This is a genomic window from Streptomyces pallidus (ex Mingjun et al. 2026), assembly GCF_051550185.1.
Taxonomy (GTDB): Bacteria; Actinomycetota; Actinomycetes; order Streptomycetales; family Streptomycetaceae; genus Streptomyces.
Genome location: NZ_CP196181.1, coordinates 4,212,501 through 4,229,664, shown reverse-complemented (window position 1 = coordinate 4,229,664; position 17,164 = coordinate 4,212,501). Strand labels below are relative to the sequence as shown.

The 17,164-nt window shown below is 65.5% G+C and carries 9 protein-coding genes and 5 rRNA genes (1 of these 14 running past the window's edge); 5 read left to right on the top strand and 9 right to left on the bottom strand.

Translation table 11 applies throughout. The annotated features are described in order from the left end of the window. Positions 1–29 precede the first annotated feature (29 nt). The 5 genes from ACSHWO_RS18635 to ACSHWO_RS18615 are packed head-to-tail and all read left to right on the top strand — an operon-like array spanning position 30 to position 6,665. The gene (locus ACSHWO_RS18635) at positions 30–860 is read left to right on the top strand and encodes a hypothetical protein (protein ID WP_438313203.1); all 831 of its coding nucleotides are present in this window, start codon (positions 30–32) and stop codon (positions 858–860) included. Then, positions 850–2,166, top strand: a complete 1,317-nt coding sequence (locus ACSHWO_RS18630; protein ID WP_438313201.1) for a hypothetical protein — start codon at positions 850–852, stop codon at positions 2,164–2,166. The genes ACSHWO_RS18635 and ACSHWO_RS18630 overlap by 11 nt, the downstream gene beginning before the upstream one ends. Beyond that, complete coding sequence (locus ACSHWO_RS18625) at positions 2,163–3,722, top strand: SCO6880 family protein (protein WP_361095116.1); 1,560 nt, start codon at positions 2,163–2,165, stop codon at positions 3,720–3,722. The genes ACSHWO_RS18630 and ACSHWO_RS18625 overlap by 4 nt, the downstream gene beginning before the upstream one ends. A 19-nt stretch (positions 3,723–3,741) precedes the next feature. After that, complete coding sequence (locus ACSHWO_RS18620) at positions 3,742–5,160, top strand: ATP-binding protein (protein WP_385840579.1); 1,419 nt, start codon at positions 3,742–3,744, stop codon at positions 5,158–5,160. Continuing rightward, positions 5,082–6,665 (top strand): type VI secretion protein, encoded by a 1,584-nt coding sequence (locus ACSHWO_RS18615; protein ID WP_438313198.1) that lies wholly within the window; start codon positions 5,082–5,084, stop codon positions 6,663–6,665. The genes ACSHWO_RS18620 and ACSHWO_RS18615 overlap by 79 nt, the downstream gene beginning before the upstream one ends. Here ACSHWO_RS18615 and ACSHWO_RS18610 read toward each other — a convergent pair. The 9 genes from ACSHWO_RS18610 to ACSHWO_RS18570 form a co-directional block, all read right to left on the bottom strand. Continuing rightward, entirely contained in the window at positions 6,662–7,237 is a 576-nt protein-coding gene (locus tag ACSHWO_RS18610; RefSeq protein WP_438313196.1) for a GNAT family N-acetyltransferase, read from the bottom strand. The genes ACSHWO_RS18615 and ACSHWO_RS18610 overlap by 4 nt on opposite strands. Before the next feature lie 131 nt (positions 7,238–7,368). After that, positions 7,369–7,485: ribosomal RNA gene (rrf, locus tag ACSHWO_RS18605) — 5S ribosomal RNA — on the bottom strand. 74 nt (positions 7,486–7,559) lie between these two features. Continuing rightward, positions 7,560–10,675, bottom strand: a 23S ribosomal RNA gene (locus ACSHWO_RS18600). Between the two features lie 284 nt (positions 10,676–10,959). Further along, positions 10,960–12,483: ribosomal RNA gene (locus ACSHWO_RS18595) — 16S ribosomal RNA — on the bottom strand. Together the 16S, 23S and 5S rRNA genes form the textbook arrangement of a ribosomal RNA operon. A 910-nt stretch (positions 12,484–13,393) precedes the next feature. Then, on the bottom strand, positions 13,394–13,762 hold the full coding sequence (locus ACSHWO_RS18590) for a hypothetical protein (protein WP_438319153.1): 369 nt from the start codon (positions 13,760–13,762) through the stop codon (positions 13,394–13,396). 846 nt (positions 13,763–14,608) lie between these two features. Then, entirely contained in the window at positions 14,609–14,899 is a 291-nt protein-coding gene (locus ACSHWO_RS18585) for a hypothetical protein (RefSeq protein WP_361102474.1), read from the bottom strand. Next, complete coding sequence (locus tag ACSHWO_RS18580; RefSeq protein WP_385850016.1) at positions 14,896–15,252, bottom strand: hypothetical protein; 357 nt, start codon at positions 15,250–15,252, stop codon at positions 14,896–14,898. The genes ACSHWO_RS18585 and ACSHWO_RS18580 overlap by 4 nt, the downstream gene beginning before the upstream one ends. A 116-nt stretch (positions 15,253–15,368) precedes the next feature. After that, positions 15,369–15,485, bottom strand: a 5S ribosomal RNA gene (gene rrf, locus ACSHWO_RS18575). Between the two features lie 74 nt (positions 15,486–15,559). Further along, positions 15,560–17,164, bottom strand: a 23S ribosomal RNA gene (locus ACSHWO_RS18570) (it continues 1,511 nt past the right edge of the window).

The following is a 17,164-nucleotide window of genomic DNA, read 5'->3' as shown; positions in this document are numbered from 1 at the left end:
CACCACACCGCGGAGGGGGCGGACAGGCAATGAGCAACGAGGACCAGTACGGCGGCGGCGGATACGGCGACGTCGGCGGCACGGGCCAGACCCGTACCCGCCTCCCGGAAACCCCCGCCGACCCGTACGGCACCCCCCGCCGCACCCCGCGCGCCTCGCGCAGCCTGGTCACGGTGGTCGGCGTGGTGGTCCTGCTGATCGCGGCCATCGCCTTCGCGAACCAGTCGGGCAGCGGCCCCGAAACCCCGTCCGCGGAAGCCCGGCCGTCCACCGCGCCCACCCAGCCCACGGGCACCCGCCCGGTCGACGGCAAGAACGCCGGCATCCCCACCGGCTTCGCCCACGACGAACAGGGCGCCCAGTCCGCCGCATCGAACTATGCGGTGGCGCTGGGTTCTGACGGCATGTTCAGCCCGGCGCGCAGACACGCGATCGTGGACGCCGTCGCGGACGAGGGCGCGCGCACCAAGCTCCAGGCCGGCTTCGACGCCGACTACTCGGCCGCCCTGCTCTCCCAGATCGGCCTGACCAAGGACGGTCTGGCCCCGGCCGGCGCCACCTTCGTCAGCCGGACCGTTCCCGTCGGCACCAAGGTCAAGAGCTTCGCCAGCGGCACCGCCTCGGTCGACGTGTGGTGCATTGGCATGTTCGGCCTGACCGGCGAGAAGTCCACCCGTCCCGTGACCAGTGGCTGGTTCACCATCTCCATGACCCTGAAATGGAACGGCTCCGACTGGAAGGTCGTCGAAACGACCCAGAAGGACGGTCCCACCCCGGTGACCGGAGACAACCCCGTGTCCACCTCCGACGACATCGGCAAGGCCGTCACCGAATTCGGAGGGTTCACCTATGCCCGCTAGCCGCACGCTCTCGCTCCGCAGCATCGGCGCCACCACGGCGGCCCTCCAAGCCGCAGCCGTCCTCCTGGCCACCCGCGCAATGGCAGCACCGACCCCGCTGCCCTCGACGACGACGTCGCCCAGCCCCTCCCCTAGCGCCAGCAACGACCCCTGCGCCCTGATCGCAGGACCGGCACGGGACTACTGCGAGCGCGGCCAAGGCGCAGCCACCGGCGGAGCCCCCCGCACCGGCCTCGCCCCCTCCGACCCCGCCGACGCCCTCAACCCCCTCGCCTCCCTGGCCCGCGGCTGCGCCGACGCGGCCGCGTGGATCGTCACCGAGCTCAGCAAGGCCGTCAAGGGCTCCGCCAACGTCGACTTCACCAACGGCGCCTTCCTCAAGCAGTACGCCATCGTCTTCGCCGCGTCGACCGTCCTCACGCTCGTCCTGTGGCTCCTGGCCGTCGCCAAGCGCGCCGTCCGCGGCGTCCCCCTGGCCACCGCCCTCGGCGAAGCCATCGGCTTCCTCTGGCTCACCGTCCTCGCCTCCGCCTTCACCCCGCTGATCCTCTACACCGTCGTCTCCGCAACCGACGGCGTCACCGAGGTCATCGCCTCCGCGAGCGGCGGCCAGACCGACGTGTTCTTCGGCTCCTTCATCGAGGCCCTCAAGAAGGGCGACTCCATCGGCGGCGGCCCGATCATGCTGATCGTCGTCTCGCTCGTGACGGTCCTCGCCGCCGGCATCCTCTTCCTGGAGCTGTTCATCCGGGCCGCCCTCCTCTACGTGGGCGCCCTCCTCGGCGTCGTCGTCTACGCCGGCCTCGTCGACCGCAACCTGTGGGGCCACGTCCGCCGCTGGGCCGGCATCATGATCGCCGTCATCCTCGTCAAGCCGGTCATCGTCATCGTCCTCGGCCTCGCCGGGGCCCTCGCCGGCGACAAGGGCCCCAACGCCTTCTCCGCCGTCGTCTCCGGCCTCGCCATCATCCTCCTCGCGATCTTCGCCTCCGCGATGATCTACCGCTTCGTCCCCGGCTTCGGCGACGACATCGCCGCCGCCCGCGCAGGCCGCAGCAAGGCCACCGACGGCGCCCAGGCCGCCGCCGTCATCAGCTCCCCGGCCTCCCTCGTGTCCCAGGGCATCAAGGCCCACAGCAGCCGCGGCGCCCACCGCTCCGGCGGCGGCGACAGCGCCCCCCGCCCGGCCAACCCCCTCTCCGGCGGAGTGGCCGCCCACAGCAGCCGCCCCACCGGCGGCGGACCTGCCACACCCGCGCCCCGTACGGGCTCCAGCACGAGGAACACAGGAGGTGACGGGCGTTGACGGCCCAGTCCCACCAGCTGCACCCGGTCGCGCCCCGCCGCACGTACCTCATCGGCCGCGCCCGGCCGAACGCGATCGTCGGCAAGAACCGCGAGAACGGCGAGATCGCCCTGATCATCGCCGGCGCGTTCCTCGGCATGATGAGCGGACTCCTCGTCCCCGACCTCACCCTGCGTATCGTCACCCTGGCCGGCTTCCCCGTGCTCGCGCTCGCCGCCGTGTACGTCCCCTACCGCGGCCGCACCTTCTACCGCTGGTTCGAGATCAACCGCAGCTACAAGCGGATCCTGCGCCGCGGCACCGCCTACCGCTCCGGCGCCATGGAAGCCGGCACCCGCGCCGCCGACGGCCGCGAGGTCGAGATCGGCCCGCCCCCCGGCATCGGCCGCATCAGCTGGCTCTCCGCCCCCTTCGGCCCCGACGAGATCGCCGTGCTCCTGCACGCCGACCGCAGGACGGTCACCGCCGCCATCGAGATCGAGGGCCCCGGCGTCGGCCTGCGCGACAGCGAGGACCAGGAAGCCCTCGTCGACCGCTTCGGCACCCTCCTCAAGCACGTCGCCAACGGCGACGGCTTCGTCACCCGCCTGCAGATGCTGGCCCGCACCCTCCCCGCCGACCCCGACGCCCACGCCAAGGACGTCGCCCAGCGCGGGGACCCGACCTCCCCCGTCTGGCTGCGCGACTCCTACGACCAGCTCCAGTCGATGGTCTCCACCTCCTCCGAGCAGCACCGCGCCTACCTCGTCGCCTGCATGCACTACACGCGCGAACTCGCCGCCGAGGCCAACACCATCGCCCGCGCCGGCTCCCGCAAGGGCCGCAAGCTGGACCGCGACACCGGCCTCGCCATCGTCATGGCCCGCGAGCTCACCGACATCTGCGCCCGCCTCGCCGAGGCCGACATCCGCGTGCGCCAGCCCCTCGGCCAGGGCCGCCTGGCCTCCCTCGTGCACTCCATGTACGACCCCGACCACCCCATCGACCACATCCAGGCCATGACCAAGCGCAACGCCTGGCCGGCCGAGCTCGACGCCGTCGAACCCACCTACCTCCAGGCCAAGACCCGCGAGTCCTCCACCCGCGCCCCCTGGTGCCACGCCACCGCCTGGATCAAGGAATGGCCGATGACCCCGGTCGGCGTGAACTTCCTCGCCCCCCTCCTCGTCCACACCCCCGACGTCATCCGCACCGTCGCCGTCACCATGGACCTGGAGCCCACCGAGATCGCCATCGAGCGCATGCTCACCGAGAAGACCAACGACGAGGCCGACGCCTCCCGCGCCGCCAAGATGAACCGCACCGTCGACCCCCGCGACATCGCCGCCCACGGCCGCCTCGACCAAAGAGGTGAAGATCTCGCCAGCGGTGCGGCGGGAGTCAACCTGGTCGGGTACATCACCGTGTCCTCCCGTTCACCGGAAGCCCTCGCCCGCGACAAGAGGACGATCCGCGCCTCGGCCGGCAAGTCCTACCTGAAGCTGGAGTGGTGCGACCGCGAGCACCACCGCGCATTCGTCAACACCCTGCCGTTTGCCACCGGCATCCGAAGCTAGCTGGAGGGAAAGGCCGCCCATGCGAGATCCGCTGTCCGCTCTGACGGACGCCTTCACCAGCTTCCTGTTCGGCAGGGTCGAGACCACCCGCCTGCCCGTCCGCACCTCCACCGGGCAGGCCCAGGCCGTCTACCTGCCCACCGCCGCCCCCGGACTCGGTGACTCGGGTGTGATCATCGGCCGCGAGGTGTACAGCGGCAAGGGCTACATCTACGACCCCTTCCAGCTCTACGGCCAGCAGCTCCCCGCCCCCCACTGGCTGGTCCTCGGCGAGTCCGGCAACGGCAAGTCCGCCCTGGAGAAGACGTACGTCCTGCGCCAGCTCCGGTTCCGCGACCGCCAGGTCGTCGTCCTCGACGCCCAGGGCGAGGACGGCGTCGGCGAATGGAACCTGATCGCGCAGGAGCTGGGGATAACTCCCATCCGCCTCGACCCCATCGCCGCCAACGACGACGGGATCCGCCTCAACCCCCTCGACCCGGCGATCACCACCACCGGGCAGCTCGCCCTGCTGCGCACCATCATCGAGGTGGCGTTGGGCCACGGCCTCGACGAGCGCGCCGGCTTCGCCCTCAAGGTCGCCCACGCGTACGTCGTCGACACCATCCGCGACCGCCAGCCCGTCCTCACCGACATCGTCGAGCAGCTCCGCCACCCCGAGGCCGAGTCCGCCGAGGCCATGAACGTCGACATAGACGACGTACGGGCCTGGGGCCTCGACGTGGCACTCGTCCTCGACCGCCTCGTCGACGGCGACCTGCGCGGCATGTTCGACGGCCCCACCACCGTCGGCATCGACCTCGACGCCCCGCTCATCGTCTTCGACCTGTCCCACATCGACCGCAACTCGATCGCCATGCCGATCCTGATGGCGATCGTCGGCGTGTGGCTGGAGCACACCTGGATCCGCCCCGACCGCAAGAAGCGCATCTTCCTCGTCGAAGAGGCCTGGCACATCATCAACAGCCCGTTCGTGGCCCAGCTGTTCCAGCGCCTGCTGAAGTTCGGCCGCCGCCTCGGCCTGTCCTTCGTCGCCGTCGTCCACCACCTCTCCGACGTCGTCGACGGCGCCGCCGCCCGTGAGGCGGCGGCCATCCTCAAGATGGCCTCGACCCGCACCATCTACGCCCAGAAGGCCGACGAGGCCCGCGCCACCGGCCGGGTCCTCGGCCTGCCCCGCTGGGCCGTGGAGATCATCCCGACGCTCACGCCCGGCATCGCCGTCTGGGACGTCAACGGCAACGTCCAGGTCGTCAAACACCTCGTCACCGAAGCCGAACGCCCCCTGGTCTACACGGACCGCGCCATGACGGAGTCCTCCGCCCCGCCCCCGCTACCCGACGACCTGCTCGCGGCCGAATGGGAGGCGGAACAGCGGGCCCTCCTCGCCGAACGCCGCCAGGGCGGCGGACCGGGATCCGCGACCACGGTGGCCTGACCGTGCACGACAGCGGCACGAGACGCCCGGCGCCCGCCGCCCCCTCCCGGGGCGGGATCCCGGACGGCGTCCTGGTCGGCTTCCTCGCCTTCCTCCTCGGCCTGGCCGCGCTCGTGTGGACCTCCACCGGCCTGGCCGCCCTGCTCGCCCACGGGTCCTGGCCGGGCACCGTCACGTTCATGCGCACCCCGAGGGCCGTCCGCGCCCTGATAACGCAGCCGCACGACGTGGCCGCCGCCTGGCCCGACACCGACCCCGCGGCCCTCTCCGGCTGGGGGCTGTACTGGGGCCTGTTCGTGGGGCAGCTGCTCGTCCTGTTCGTCCTGACCGTCTTCGTCATCGGCGTCGTCGCCCGTACGAAGTCCCGCCGCGCCCTGGCCGCCCAGCCGACCGCGGACGCCACGGCAGCCCCGGTGCCCCGGCCTGCCTTCGAACCGCAGCCGAAGACCCCTGAGCCGGTCCCGGCGACGTCGGCACCGGCATCGGCGGGCACACGGCCCGCCGGCGCCCCACCCCCACCGGTGGACGACGCCCACCGCTACCGCTTCGGCTACGCCCCGCCCCGCACCCCGCCCGCCGCCGGGCCGGCGCCCGCACCGTCGGCGGAACCTCTGGTCTACGGCAGCACCGCCGAGCGCCACCGCCTGGCTGCGGGGCGCCTGGCCACCGCGGAGGGCGCGGCCCTCGTCGTCACGTCCTCCCCCGCTCTCTGGGCGGAGACCAAGGACGCCCGCGCCAAGCTCGGCCCGGTCCTCCTCTACGACCCCACGCACCTGTGCGACACCCCGGCCCGCCTACACTGGAACCCGGCCGACGCCTGCGCCGACCGCGACACCGCGGCCGCCCGCGCCGCCGCCCTCCTCGCCCCCGTACGTCCGCGGGCCCCCCGGGACGCGGCCGTGGCCGGCACCGCCGAAACCCTGCTGCGGAGTTGGCTCCAGGCGGCCGCCCTGGACGAGCGCCCCTTCAAGCAGCTCCACCGCTGGGTGCTCGGGACGGCCGTCCAGGACCCGGTCCGCATCCTGCGCACCCACCCCCAGGCGGCTCCCGGCGCGGCCGGCGAACTGGAGTCCGCCCTCACCGCGCACCCCGAACGCCGCGAAGAGGCGCTCCGGCTGACGGCCAGGGCCCTGTCCTGCCTCACGTCGGTCCACATCCGCGAGGCGTGCACCCCGAACCGAACGGATGCGCTCGCACTCGCATCGTTCCTGCAGGAGGGGGGCACCCTTTATGTGGTGGGTGAACCCTTGGAAGACCCCCGCACCCACCCGAGTGCGATGCCCCTGCTCACCGCACTCGCGTCGAGCGTGGTCGAGCACGGCCGCCGCATGGCCGCACGGTCATCCCACGGCCGGCTCGACCCACCACTCACGCTGGTCCTGGAGGACGTCGCGGCCGTCGCCCCGGTCCCCCAACTGCCCGAGCTCCTGCGGGAGGACCGGCTCCCCCTGCTCGCCCTGTGCCGCAGCCGGGAACAGGCCCGCGCCCGCTGGCCCGAGCTCTAGCCGACCGGTCGTGAGCCGACCGGTCGTGCGAAGACGTACTCCAGTTCCTTGGAGGCCGGATCCCCCGGCTTCGGGATGACGACACCGCTCGGCTCGAACCCGAACCGCCGGTAGAAGGCGCCGGCCCGCGCGTTGCCCTCGTGCACGAAGAGCCGTACGCGCTCCAGCTCCGGCTCGTCCAGCGACCACGCCCACTCCAGGGCGGCCGTGAACAGGGCGTCGACGATCCCGGTCCCCCGCTGCTCGGCGCGCACGAACACGCCCACGACGTGCCCCTGGTTCTGCTCGACCTCCTGCTCCAGAAAATCGGTGGTTCCGACCCCCTCGATGAACAAGGTCACCGAGCCGTCCCACCGCCCGTCGGGGGCCTCCGCCACGAACTGCCGCACGCCCCGCCCTTCCGCGGCCCCACGGGCTCGGTCCTGCCAGAACGCGTCCGGCCTCTCCGCGGCGTCGGCCGCGGTCTCCAGGAAGGCCACGGGTGCCAGGGGATCGCTCAACGCGACCAGCCGCAGCTCCTTGACCTTCTCCCATTCGTCGGCACGCACGGGCCGGATCACATGATCAGTCATGGCCCGGATCCAACCACGCACGGCCTCCTCACCGCACCCGGATAAGGAACCCACCACGCATATGCGGCCAAACGCAGAAAAGCCCCGCACCGAGCCCTTGACGGGTTGGTGCGGGGCTTCCCGCAATGATTGTTCGGCGGCGTCCTACTCTCCCACAGGGTCCCCCCTGCAGTACCATCGGCGCTGAAAGGCTTAGCTTCCGGGTTCGGAATGTAACCGGGCGTTTCCCTAACGCTATGACCACCGAAACACTATGAAGTTGAACTCAAGCCGGCATGGCGAGTTCGTTGCTTCAGAACTAACACAGTGGACGCGAGCAACTGAGGACAAGCCCTCGGCCTATTAGTACCAGTCAGCTCCACCCGTTACCGGGCTTCCACATCTGGCCTATCAACCCAGTCGTCTACTGGGAGCCTTACCCTCTCAAGGAGGTGGGAATACTCATCTTGAAGCAGGCTTCCCGCTTAGATGCTTTCAGCGGTTATCCCTCCCGAACGTAGCCAACCAGCCATGCCCTTGGCAGGACAACTGGCACACCAGAGGTTCGTCCGTCCCGGTCCTCTCGTACTAGGGACAGCCCTTCTCAATATTCCTACGCGCACAGCGGATAGGGACCGAACTGTCTCACGACGTTCTAAACCCAGCTCGCGTACCGCTTTAATGGGCGAACAGCCCAACCCTTGGGACCGACTCCAGCCCCAGGATGCGACGAGCCGACATCGAGGTGCCAAACCATCCCGTCGATATGGACTCTTGGGGAAGATCAGCCTGTTATCCCCGGGGTACCTTTTATCCGTTGAGCGACGGCGCTTCCACAAGCCACCGCCGGATCACTAGTCCCGACTTTCGTCCCTGCTCGACCCGTCGGTCTCACAGTCAAGCTCCCTTGTGCACTTACACTCAACACCTGATTGCCAACCAGGCTGAGGGAACCTTTGGGCGCCTCCGTTACCCTTTGGGAGGCAACCGCCCCAGTTAAACTACCCATCAGACACTGTCCCTGATCCGGATCACGGACCGAGGTTAGACATCCAGCACGACCAGAGTGGTATTTCAACGGCGACTCCACAACCACTGGCGTGGCTGCTTCAAAGTCTCCCACCTATCCTACACAAGCCGAACCGAACACCAATATCAAACTGTAGTAAAGGTCCCGGGGTCTTTCCGTCCTGCTGCGCGAAACGAGCATCTTTACTCGTAGTGCAATTTCACCGGGCCTATGGTTGAGACAGTCGAGAAGTCGTTACGCCATTCGTGCAGGTCGGAACTTACCCGACAAGGAATTTCGCTACCTTAGGATGGTTATAGTTACCACCGCCGTTTACTGGCGCTTAAGTTCTCAGCTTCGCAACCCCGAAAGGTCACTAACCGGTCCCCTTAACGTTCCAGCACCGGGCAGGCGTCAGTCCGTATACATCGCCTTACGGCTTCGCACGGACCTGTGTTTTTAGTAAACAGTCGCTTCTCGCTGGTCTCTGCGGCCACCCCCAGCTCAGAGTGCAAGACTCATCACCAAGCGTGGCCCCCCTTCTCCCGAAGTTACGGGGGCATTTTGCCGAGTTCCTTAACCATAGTTCACCCGAACGCCTCGGTATTCTCTACCTGACCACCTGAGTCGGTTTAGGGTACGGGCCGCCATGAAACTCGCTAGAGGCTTTTCTCGACAGCATAGGATCATCCACTTCGCCACAATCGGCTCGGCATCAGGTCTCAACCTTCATGAGGGACGGATTTGCCTACCCCTCGGCCTACACCCTTACCCCGGGACAACCACCGCCCGGGCTGGACTACCTTCCTGCGTCACCCCATCGCTTACCTACTACAAGTCTGGTCCGTCGGCTCCACCACTCCCCTCAACTCCGAAGAGATCAGGGCGGCTTCACGGACTTAGCATCGCTCGCCTCGATATTGGGCGTTTCAAAGCGGGTACCGGAATATCAACCGGTTGTCCATCGACTACGCCTGTCGGCCTCGCCTTAGGTCCCGACTTACCCTGGGCAGATCAGCTTGACCCAGGAACCCTTAGTCAATCGGCGCAAGAGTTTCTCACTCTTGTATCGCTACTCATGCCTGCATTCTCACTCGTGAACCGTCCACAACTACCTTCCGGTGCTGCTTCACCCGGCACACGACGCTCCCCTACCCATCACAGCAGGCGTTGGCCCTATTGCTGCAATGACACGACTTCGGCGGTACGCTTGAGCCCCGCTACATTGTCGGCGCGGAATCACTTGACCAGTGAGCTATTACGCACTCTTTCAAGGGTGGCTGCTTCTAAGCCAACCTCCTGGTTGTCTCTGCGACTCCACATCCTTTCCCACTTAGCGTACGCTTAGGGGCCTTAGTCGATGCTCTGGGCTGTTTCCCTCTCGACCATGGAGCTTATCCCCCACAGTCTCACTGCCGTGCTCTCACTTACCGGCATTCGGAGTTTGGCTAAGGTCAGTAACCCGGTAGGGCCCATCGCCTATCCAGTGCTCTACCTCCGGCAAGAAACACACGACGCTGCACCTAAATGCATTTCGGGGAGAACCAGCTATCACGGAGTTTGATTGGCCTTTCACCCCTAACCACAGGTCATCCCCCAGGTTTTCAACCCTGGTGGGTTCGGTCCTCCACGAAGTCTTACCTCCGCTTCAACCTGCCCATGGCTAGATCACTCCGCTTCGGGTCTAGAGCGTGCAACTCAATCGCCCTATTCGGACTCGCTTTCGCTACGGCTTCCCCACACGGGTTAACCTCGCTACACACCGCTAACTCGCAGGCTCATTCTTCAAAAGGCACGCAGTCACGAAGATCCGAAGATCTCGACGCTCCCACGGCTTGTAGGCACACGGTTTCAGGTACTATTTCACTCCGCTCCCGCGGTACTTTTCACCATTCCCTCACGGTACTATCCGCTATCGGTCACCAGGGAATATTTAGGCTTAGCGGGTGGTCCCGCCAGATTCACACGGGATTTCTCGGGCCCCGTGCTACTTGGGAGATGAGCAAGCAAGCCGTACAGATTTCAGCTACGGGGGTCTTACCCTCTACGCCGGACCTTTCGCATGTCCTTCGCCTATCCATACGGTTTCTGACTCGCCTCACAGCCGGCAGACTGTGAAAGCTCATTCCCACAACCCCACATGCGCAACCCCTGCCGGGTATCACACGCATACGGTTTGGCCTCATCCGGTTTCGCTCGCCACTACTCCCGGAATCACGGTTGTTTTCTCTTCCTGAGGGTACTGAGATGTTTCACTTCCCCTCGTTCCCTCCACACTGCCTATGTGTTCAGCAGTGGGTGACAGCCCATGACGACTGCCGGGTTTCCCCATTCGGACACCCCCGGATCAAAGCTCAGTTGGCAGCTCCCCGGGGCCTATCGCGGCCTCTCACGTCCTTCATCGGTTCCTGGTGCCAAGGCATCCACCGTGCGCCCTTAAAAACTTGGCCACAGATGCTCGCGTCCACTGTGTAGTTCTCAAACAACGACCAGCCACCCATCACCCCACCCGACAAGCAGGTGAGTTCACTGGGGCCGGCACTGAAGACTGACCAACGGCCGTGCCTTCAGGACCCAACAACGTGCCAAGCACGGTCGACCATCCGTGTTCTCGTTCCACGCCCGAGGGCAGTACTAGAGGAACCATCCGGTTCAACCGCGCCAACTAATCAACGTTCCACCCATGAGCTGACCGTGCAGAACGTTTGCCTGCAATCGGTACTGTGCTCCTTAGAAAGGAGGTGATCCAGCCGCACCTTCCGGTACGGCTACCTTGTTACGACTTCGTCCCAATCGCCAGTCCCACCTTCGACAGCTCCCTCCACAAGGGTTGGGCCACCGGCTTCGGGTGTTACCGACTTTCGTGACGTGACGGGCGGTGTGTACAAGGCCCGGGAACGTATTCACCGCAGCAATGCTGATCTGCGATTACTAGCGACTCCGACTTCATGGGGTCGAGTTGCAGACCCCAATCCGAACTGAGACCGGCTTTTTGAGATTCGCTCCACCTCACGGTATCGCAGCTCATTGTACCGGCCATTGTAGCACGTGTGCAGCCCAAGACATAAGGGGCATGATGACTTGACGTCGTCCCCACCTTCCTCCGAGTTGACCCCGGCGGTCTCCTGTGAGTCCCCATCACCCCGAAGGGCATGCTGGCAACACAGGACAAGGGTTGCGCTCGTTGCGGGACTTAACCCAACATCTCACGACACGAGCTGACGACAGCCATGCACCACCTGTATACCGACCACAAGGGGGGCACTATCTCTAATGCTTTCCGGTATATGTCAAGCCTTGGTAAGGTTCTTCGCGTTGCGTCGAATTAAGCCACATGCTCCGCCGCTTGTGCGGGCCCCCGTCAATTCCTTTGAGTTTTAGCCTTGCGGCCGTACTCCCCAGGCGGGGAACTTAATGCGTTAGCTGCGGCACCGACGACGTGGAATGTCGCCAACACCTAGTTCCCAACGTTTACGGCGTGGACTACCAGGGTATCTAATCCTGTTCGCTCCCCACGCTTTCGCTCCTCAGCGTCAGTAATGGCCCAGAGATCCGCCTTCGCCACCGGTGTTCCTCCTGATATCTGCGCATTTCACCGCTACACCAGGAATTCCGATCTCCCCTACCACACTCTAGCCAGCCCGTATCGAATGCAGACCCGAGGTTAAGCCTCGGGCTTTCACATCCGACGTGACAAGCCGCCTACGAGCTCTTTACGCCCAATAATTCCGGACAACGCTTGCGCCCTACGTATTACCGCGGCTGCTGGCACGTAGTTAGCCGGCGCTTCTTCTGCAGGTACCGTCACTCTCGCTTCTTCCCTGCTGAAAGAGGTTTACAACCCGAAGGCCGTCATCCCTCACGCGGCGTCGCTGCATCAGGCTTTCGCCCATTGTGCAATATTCCCCACTGCTGCCTCCCGTAGGAGTCTGGGCCGTGTCTCAGTCCCAGTGTGGCCGGTCGCCCTCTCAGGCCGGCTACCCGTCGTCGCCTTGGTAGGCCATTACCCCACCAACAAGCTGATAGGCCGCGGGCTCATCCTTCACCGCCGGAGCTTTCCACCACAGGAGATGCCTCCCGCAGTCGTATCCGGTATTAGACCCCGTTTCCAGGGCTTGTCCCAGAGTGAAGGGCAGATTGCCCACGTGTTACTCACCCGTTCGCCACTAATCCACCCCGAAGGGCTTCATCGTTCGACTTGCATGTGTTAAGCACGCCGCCAGCGTTCGTCCTGAGCCAGGATCAAACTCTCCATGAATGATTACCCGTAATCGGGTGCACACATCACGGTGAGCGGGTCAGCCACGGTCGGAATATGACCGACTGACCACTGCGTCCTCGCTGTGTTTATCGCCTACAAGCGCCCCACCAGGGGGCCCTGCAGGTCTTTTCAAAGGAACCTCATCCACCGGAGTGGACGGGGTATCAACTTCTGGCGTTGATTTTTGGCACGCTGTTGAGTTCTCAAGGAACGGACGCTTCCTTCGTACTCACCCTCTCGGGCTTTCCTCCGGGCTTTCGTTCTTCGTTTCCGACTCTATCAGACTCTTTCGTGTCCGATTCCCGGTCGAAGCGGGTTTCGCTTTCCAAGGACCCGCTTTCGCGTTTCCCTTTCCGGCGAGACCGACTCTATCAGAGATTTTCCACCGGATTTCCCGGCTTCGCATTTCTGAACGAAGAGTCGACTCCACGCCCGAGGAATCAGATTCACCGGGTGTGAGGATCTTGCTGTGGGTTGTCGCCGAACTCTTCCGTTCCAGGCAACCGCTACATCCTACAACCTGCCCCAGTGGGTGTCAACGGCCGCCACACCACCCCCACCAGCCCCAGGCTGCACCCGACTCCCGGGGTCTGGCCAGCCGGCCATGGGCGCCTTCGGGCGACCGGACCGCGGCCGTCGTCCGCCGTCACGGCGCACCCGGCGAGCGGTCGGCTTCGCCGGCCGCTACGACCTCGACATCGCCACCCTGGCCGCCAACCGGCCCAGCGGTGAGGGCAGGGGCGAGCACCTGGTGCTGATCGCCCACGACCGCGTTCCCTCCGGCCGCCCCTTCCCGTCCGTCGAGGCGATGGACGCCGCCTTCGCGGCTCGGGTGCCACGACGTCGTCGGCGAACGGGCGGCCGAGGATCACCGGGCTCTCAAGCTCCTGCCGCCGCAGCAGCTGCATCAGGTGGGCACTTCGAGCCGCTGGAAGACCGTGGAGAACTCGTCGGTCTCGATCAGTCCGGCTGTCACCTGACTCGTGCTGTCGATACCGGGATCCTTAACGATCAAGCCGTCCGAGACCCGGAAGTAGCGGCCGCCAAGAGCCTCGCCGCCTCCTGCACAGACCTCCATCAGGCGTTCGACTTCTGCGACCGTGAAGACAGTCGCGGTCCACCGGGAGCCGTCCTGGAGGTCCACGAGGACATCGACGTTGCACACCGAGTCCAGGTCCTCGTCCGGACTGGGCAGGAACGACGCCTCGAATGCCACCGCGCGGACGCGGTACCAGGGCCCGTGCCACCCTCGCTGCACTGCTTCGGTGCCAGACATGCTCTGGATCACCGTGCGAGCGTCCCGGGGCGGCGTGTCTGGCTCAACCATCTTCTGCGAGCCAGACCGGCGACGAGCGTCTCCGCGGAACGCAACGGCGTCCTCGCCGATCCCGACTGCCTCCAGGGGGCTGGCGTTGCCGGTGCACCCCGCCTGTTATCGGCCTTGAAGGCGAGAAGAGCTGACCAAGAGCCCTGGCCGCGCATGGCCGGCCAGACCGCAACACATAGCGCCGACTCCGACACGGCCTCCGCCAGGCGCCTGGGCCAGCATCCGGTTGATGGCTCGGTTGCGGTCTGCGGCGAGGTCGGGCCGGCGACCGGTGAGGACCTCCAGGTCCACCGCGACGTCGTCCCATTCATGCAGCGGCTGCAGGTGTCAGCGCATCCGTGCCTGATCGGCAATGACGTGGGCGCCGTTTCACGACGGCCTTGCCGTCTCCGCGGTAGCCACGGCCGGGGCGGTGGACGGCTCGGCCAGGAATGTAGAGCAGCGACTGACCATGGCTGGTCAGCAGGGCGCCCGCCGGCGTTCAGGTCGACGGCCCAGGTCACCGGGCTGTCCTCGGCCAGCGCAAGGCCGCCGCCTATCAGCTCCAGGAGCTCGGGCTCGTTGGTGGGAACCGGCGCGACAGCGCGCCGGCATCCGTCTCCGTCCGGGGCTCGGGCACCCGAGCCTCCCTCGTCGATCGGCTGACTGGTCCGTGCAGACGACCACGGCGACGCGTCCAGCGGACCACGGGCCTCGCGGATCAGCGGGCCCGTAGACCAGGGCGAGGTGTCCCCTTCCCAGACGGCGGACTGGTCGCGCGAGCCGCGGCGGCCACCCGGGCTCGGCCTCGGTCGGTCAGAGGTTGACGCGCTTGAGGTAGACGCGGCTGCGGTGCGGGATGGTCTGGTACCAGAGCATCAGGTGCTCGTCCTCGTACGTACGCAGCCGCATCGGGTTCGGGTCCTCGTACAGGCTGCCGTCCTTGGGGTCGATGCCCATGGACGCCAGGTCCACCAGACCGTCCATGACGGCGCCCACGAGTCCCTGCTGCGCCGACGGCATGTCCCCCAGGACCCACACCCGGCTGGGGTCGCACTCCCACGCCCACCCGTTGTCGCTCTCGACGCCTTCGCCCCGCGGGCTCACAGACCGATTTCCTGCTGCGCCTCGGCGAGGATGCGGCTGCTGGCCGCCATCGCGGCCTGGAACTCCTGCTCCGTGGAGGCCGGGTCGCCCGCGATGCGCTCTGCTTCACGGAGGGCCGCTGCACGCGCCGGCCAACGGTGGATCGCGACGTGGGTGGCCCACTTGATGAGGAAGAACCGCAGGGGGTTGATCGCTCCCGTTTCGGCCGCCCGGTCGAAGGCCTCGTTGCACTCCCGGTCGAGCACGACGAGGCTCGCCATGTCGATCCGCCGTACGGCGTCCCGCAACGCTTCCCGCGTCATGGCCGGCTGGGGGATGAGCGGACCGCCGTCTTCCACGTGCTGTGCTGTCATCGACTCCTCCGGGGAACGCCGCCAGGATACCGACCGGGCCCCTGGTCTGCCGGTAAACGCAGAAAAGCCCCGCACCGAGCCCTTGACGGGCTGGTGCGGGGCTTCCCGCAATGATTGTTCGGCGGCGTCCTACTCTCCCACAGGGTCCCCCCTGCAGTACCATCGGCGCTGAAAGGCTTAGCTTCCGGGTTCGGAATGTAACCGGGCGTTTCCCTAACGCTATGACCACCGAAACACTATGAAGTTGAACTCAAGCCGGCATGGCGAGTTCGTTGCTTCAGAACTAACACAGTGGACGCGAGCAACTGAGGACAAGCCCTCGGCCTATTAGTACCAGTCAGCTCCACCCGTTACCGGGCTTCCACATCTGGCCTATCAACCCAGTCGTCTACTGGGAGCCTTACCCTCTCAAGGAGGTGGGAATACTCATCTTGAAGCAGGCTTCCCGCTTAGATGCTTTCAGCGGTTATCCCTCCCGAACGTAGCCAACCAGCCATGCCCTTGGCAGGACAACTGGCACACCAGAGGTTCGTCCGTCCCGGTCCTCTCGTACTAGGGACAGCCCTTCTCAATATTCCTACGCGCACAGCGGATAGGGACCGAACTGTCTCACGACGTTCTAAACCCAGCTCGCGTACCGCTTTAATGGGCGAACAGCCCAACCCTTGGGACCGACTCCAGCCCCAGGATGCGACGAGCCGACATCGAGGTGCCAAACCATCCCGTCGATATGGACTCTTGGGGAAGATCAGCCTGTTATCCCCGGGGTACCTTTTATCCGTTGAGCGACGGCGCTTCCACAAGCCACCGCCGGATCACTAGTCCCGACTTTCGTCCCTGCTCGACCCGTCGGTCTCACAGTCAAGCTCCCTTGTGCACTTACACTCAACACCTGATTGCCAACCAGGCTGAGGGAACCTTTGGGCGCCTCCGTTACCCTTTGGGAGGCAACCGCCCCAGTTAAACTACCCATCAGACACTGTCCCTGATCCGGATCACGGACCGAGGTTAGACATCCAGCACGACCAGAGTGGTATTTCAACGGCGACTCCACAACCACTGGCGTGGCTGCTTCAAAGTCTCCCACCTATCCTACACAAGCCGAACCGAACACCAATATCAAACTGTAGTAAAGGTCCCGGGGTCTTTCCGTCCTGCTGCGCGAAACGAGCATCTTTACTCGTAGTGCAATTTCACCGGGCCTATGGTTGAGACAGTCGAGAAGTCGTTACGCCATTCGTGCAGGTCGGAACTTACCCGACAAGGAATTTCGCTACCTTAGGATGGTTATAGTTACCACCGCCGTTTACTGGCGCTTAAGTTCTCAGCTTCGCAACCCCGAAAGGTCACTAACCGGTCCCCTTAACGTTCCAGCACCGGGCAGGCGTCAGTCCGTATACATCGCCTTACGGCTTCGCACGGACCTGTGTTTTTAGTAAACAGTCGCTTCTCGCTGGTCTCTGCGGCCACCCCCAGCTCAGAGTGCAAGACTCATCACCAAGCGTGGCCCCCCTTCTCCCGAAGTTACGGGGGCATTTTGCCGAGTTCCTTAACCATAGTTCACCCGAACGCCTCGGTATTCTCTACCTGACCACCTGAGTCGGTTTAGGGTACGGGCCGCCATGAAACTCGCTAGAGGCTTTTCTCGACAGCATAGGATCATCCACTTCGCCACAATCGGCTCGGCATCAGGTCTCAACCTTCATGAGGGACGGATTTGCCTACCCCTCGGCCTACACCCTTACCCCGGGACAACCACCGCCCGGGCTGGACTACCTTCCTGCGTCACCCCATCGCTTACCTACTACAAGTCTGGTCCGTCGGCTCCACCACTCCCCTCAACTCCGAAGAGATCAGGGCGGCTTCACGGACTTAGCATCGCTCGCCTCGATATTGGGCGTTTCAAAGCGGG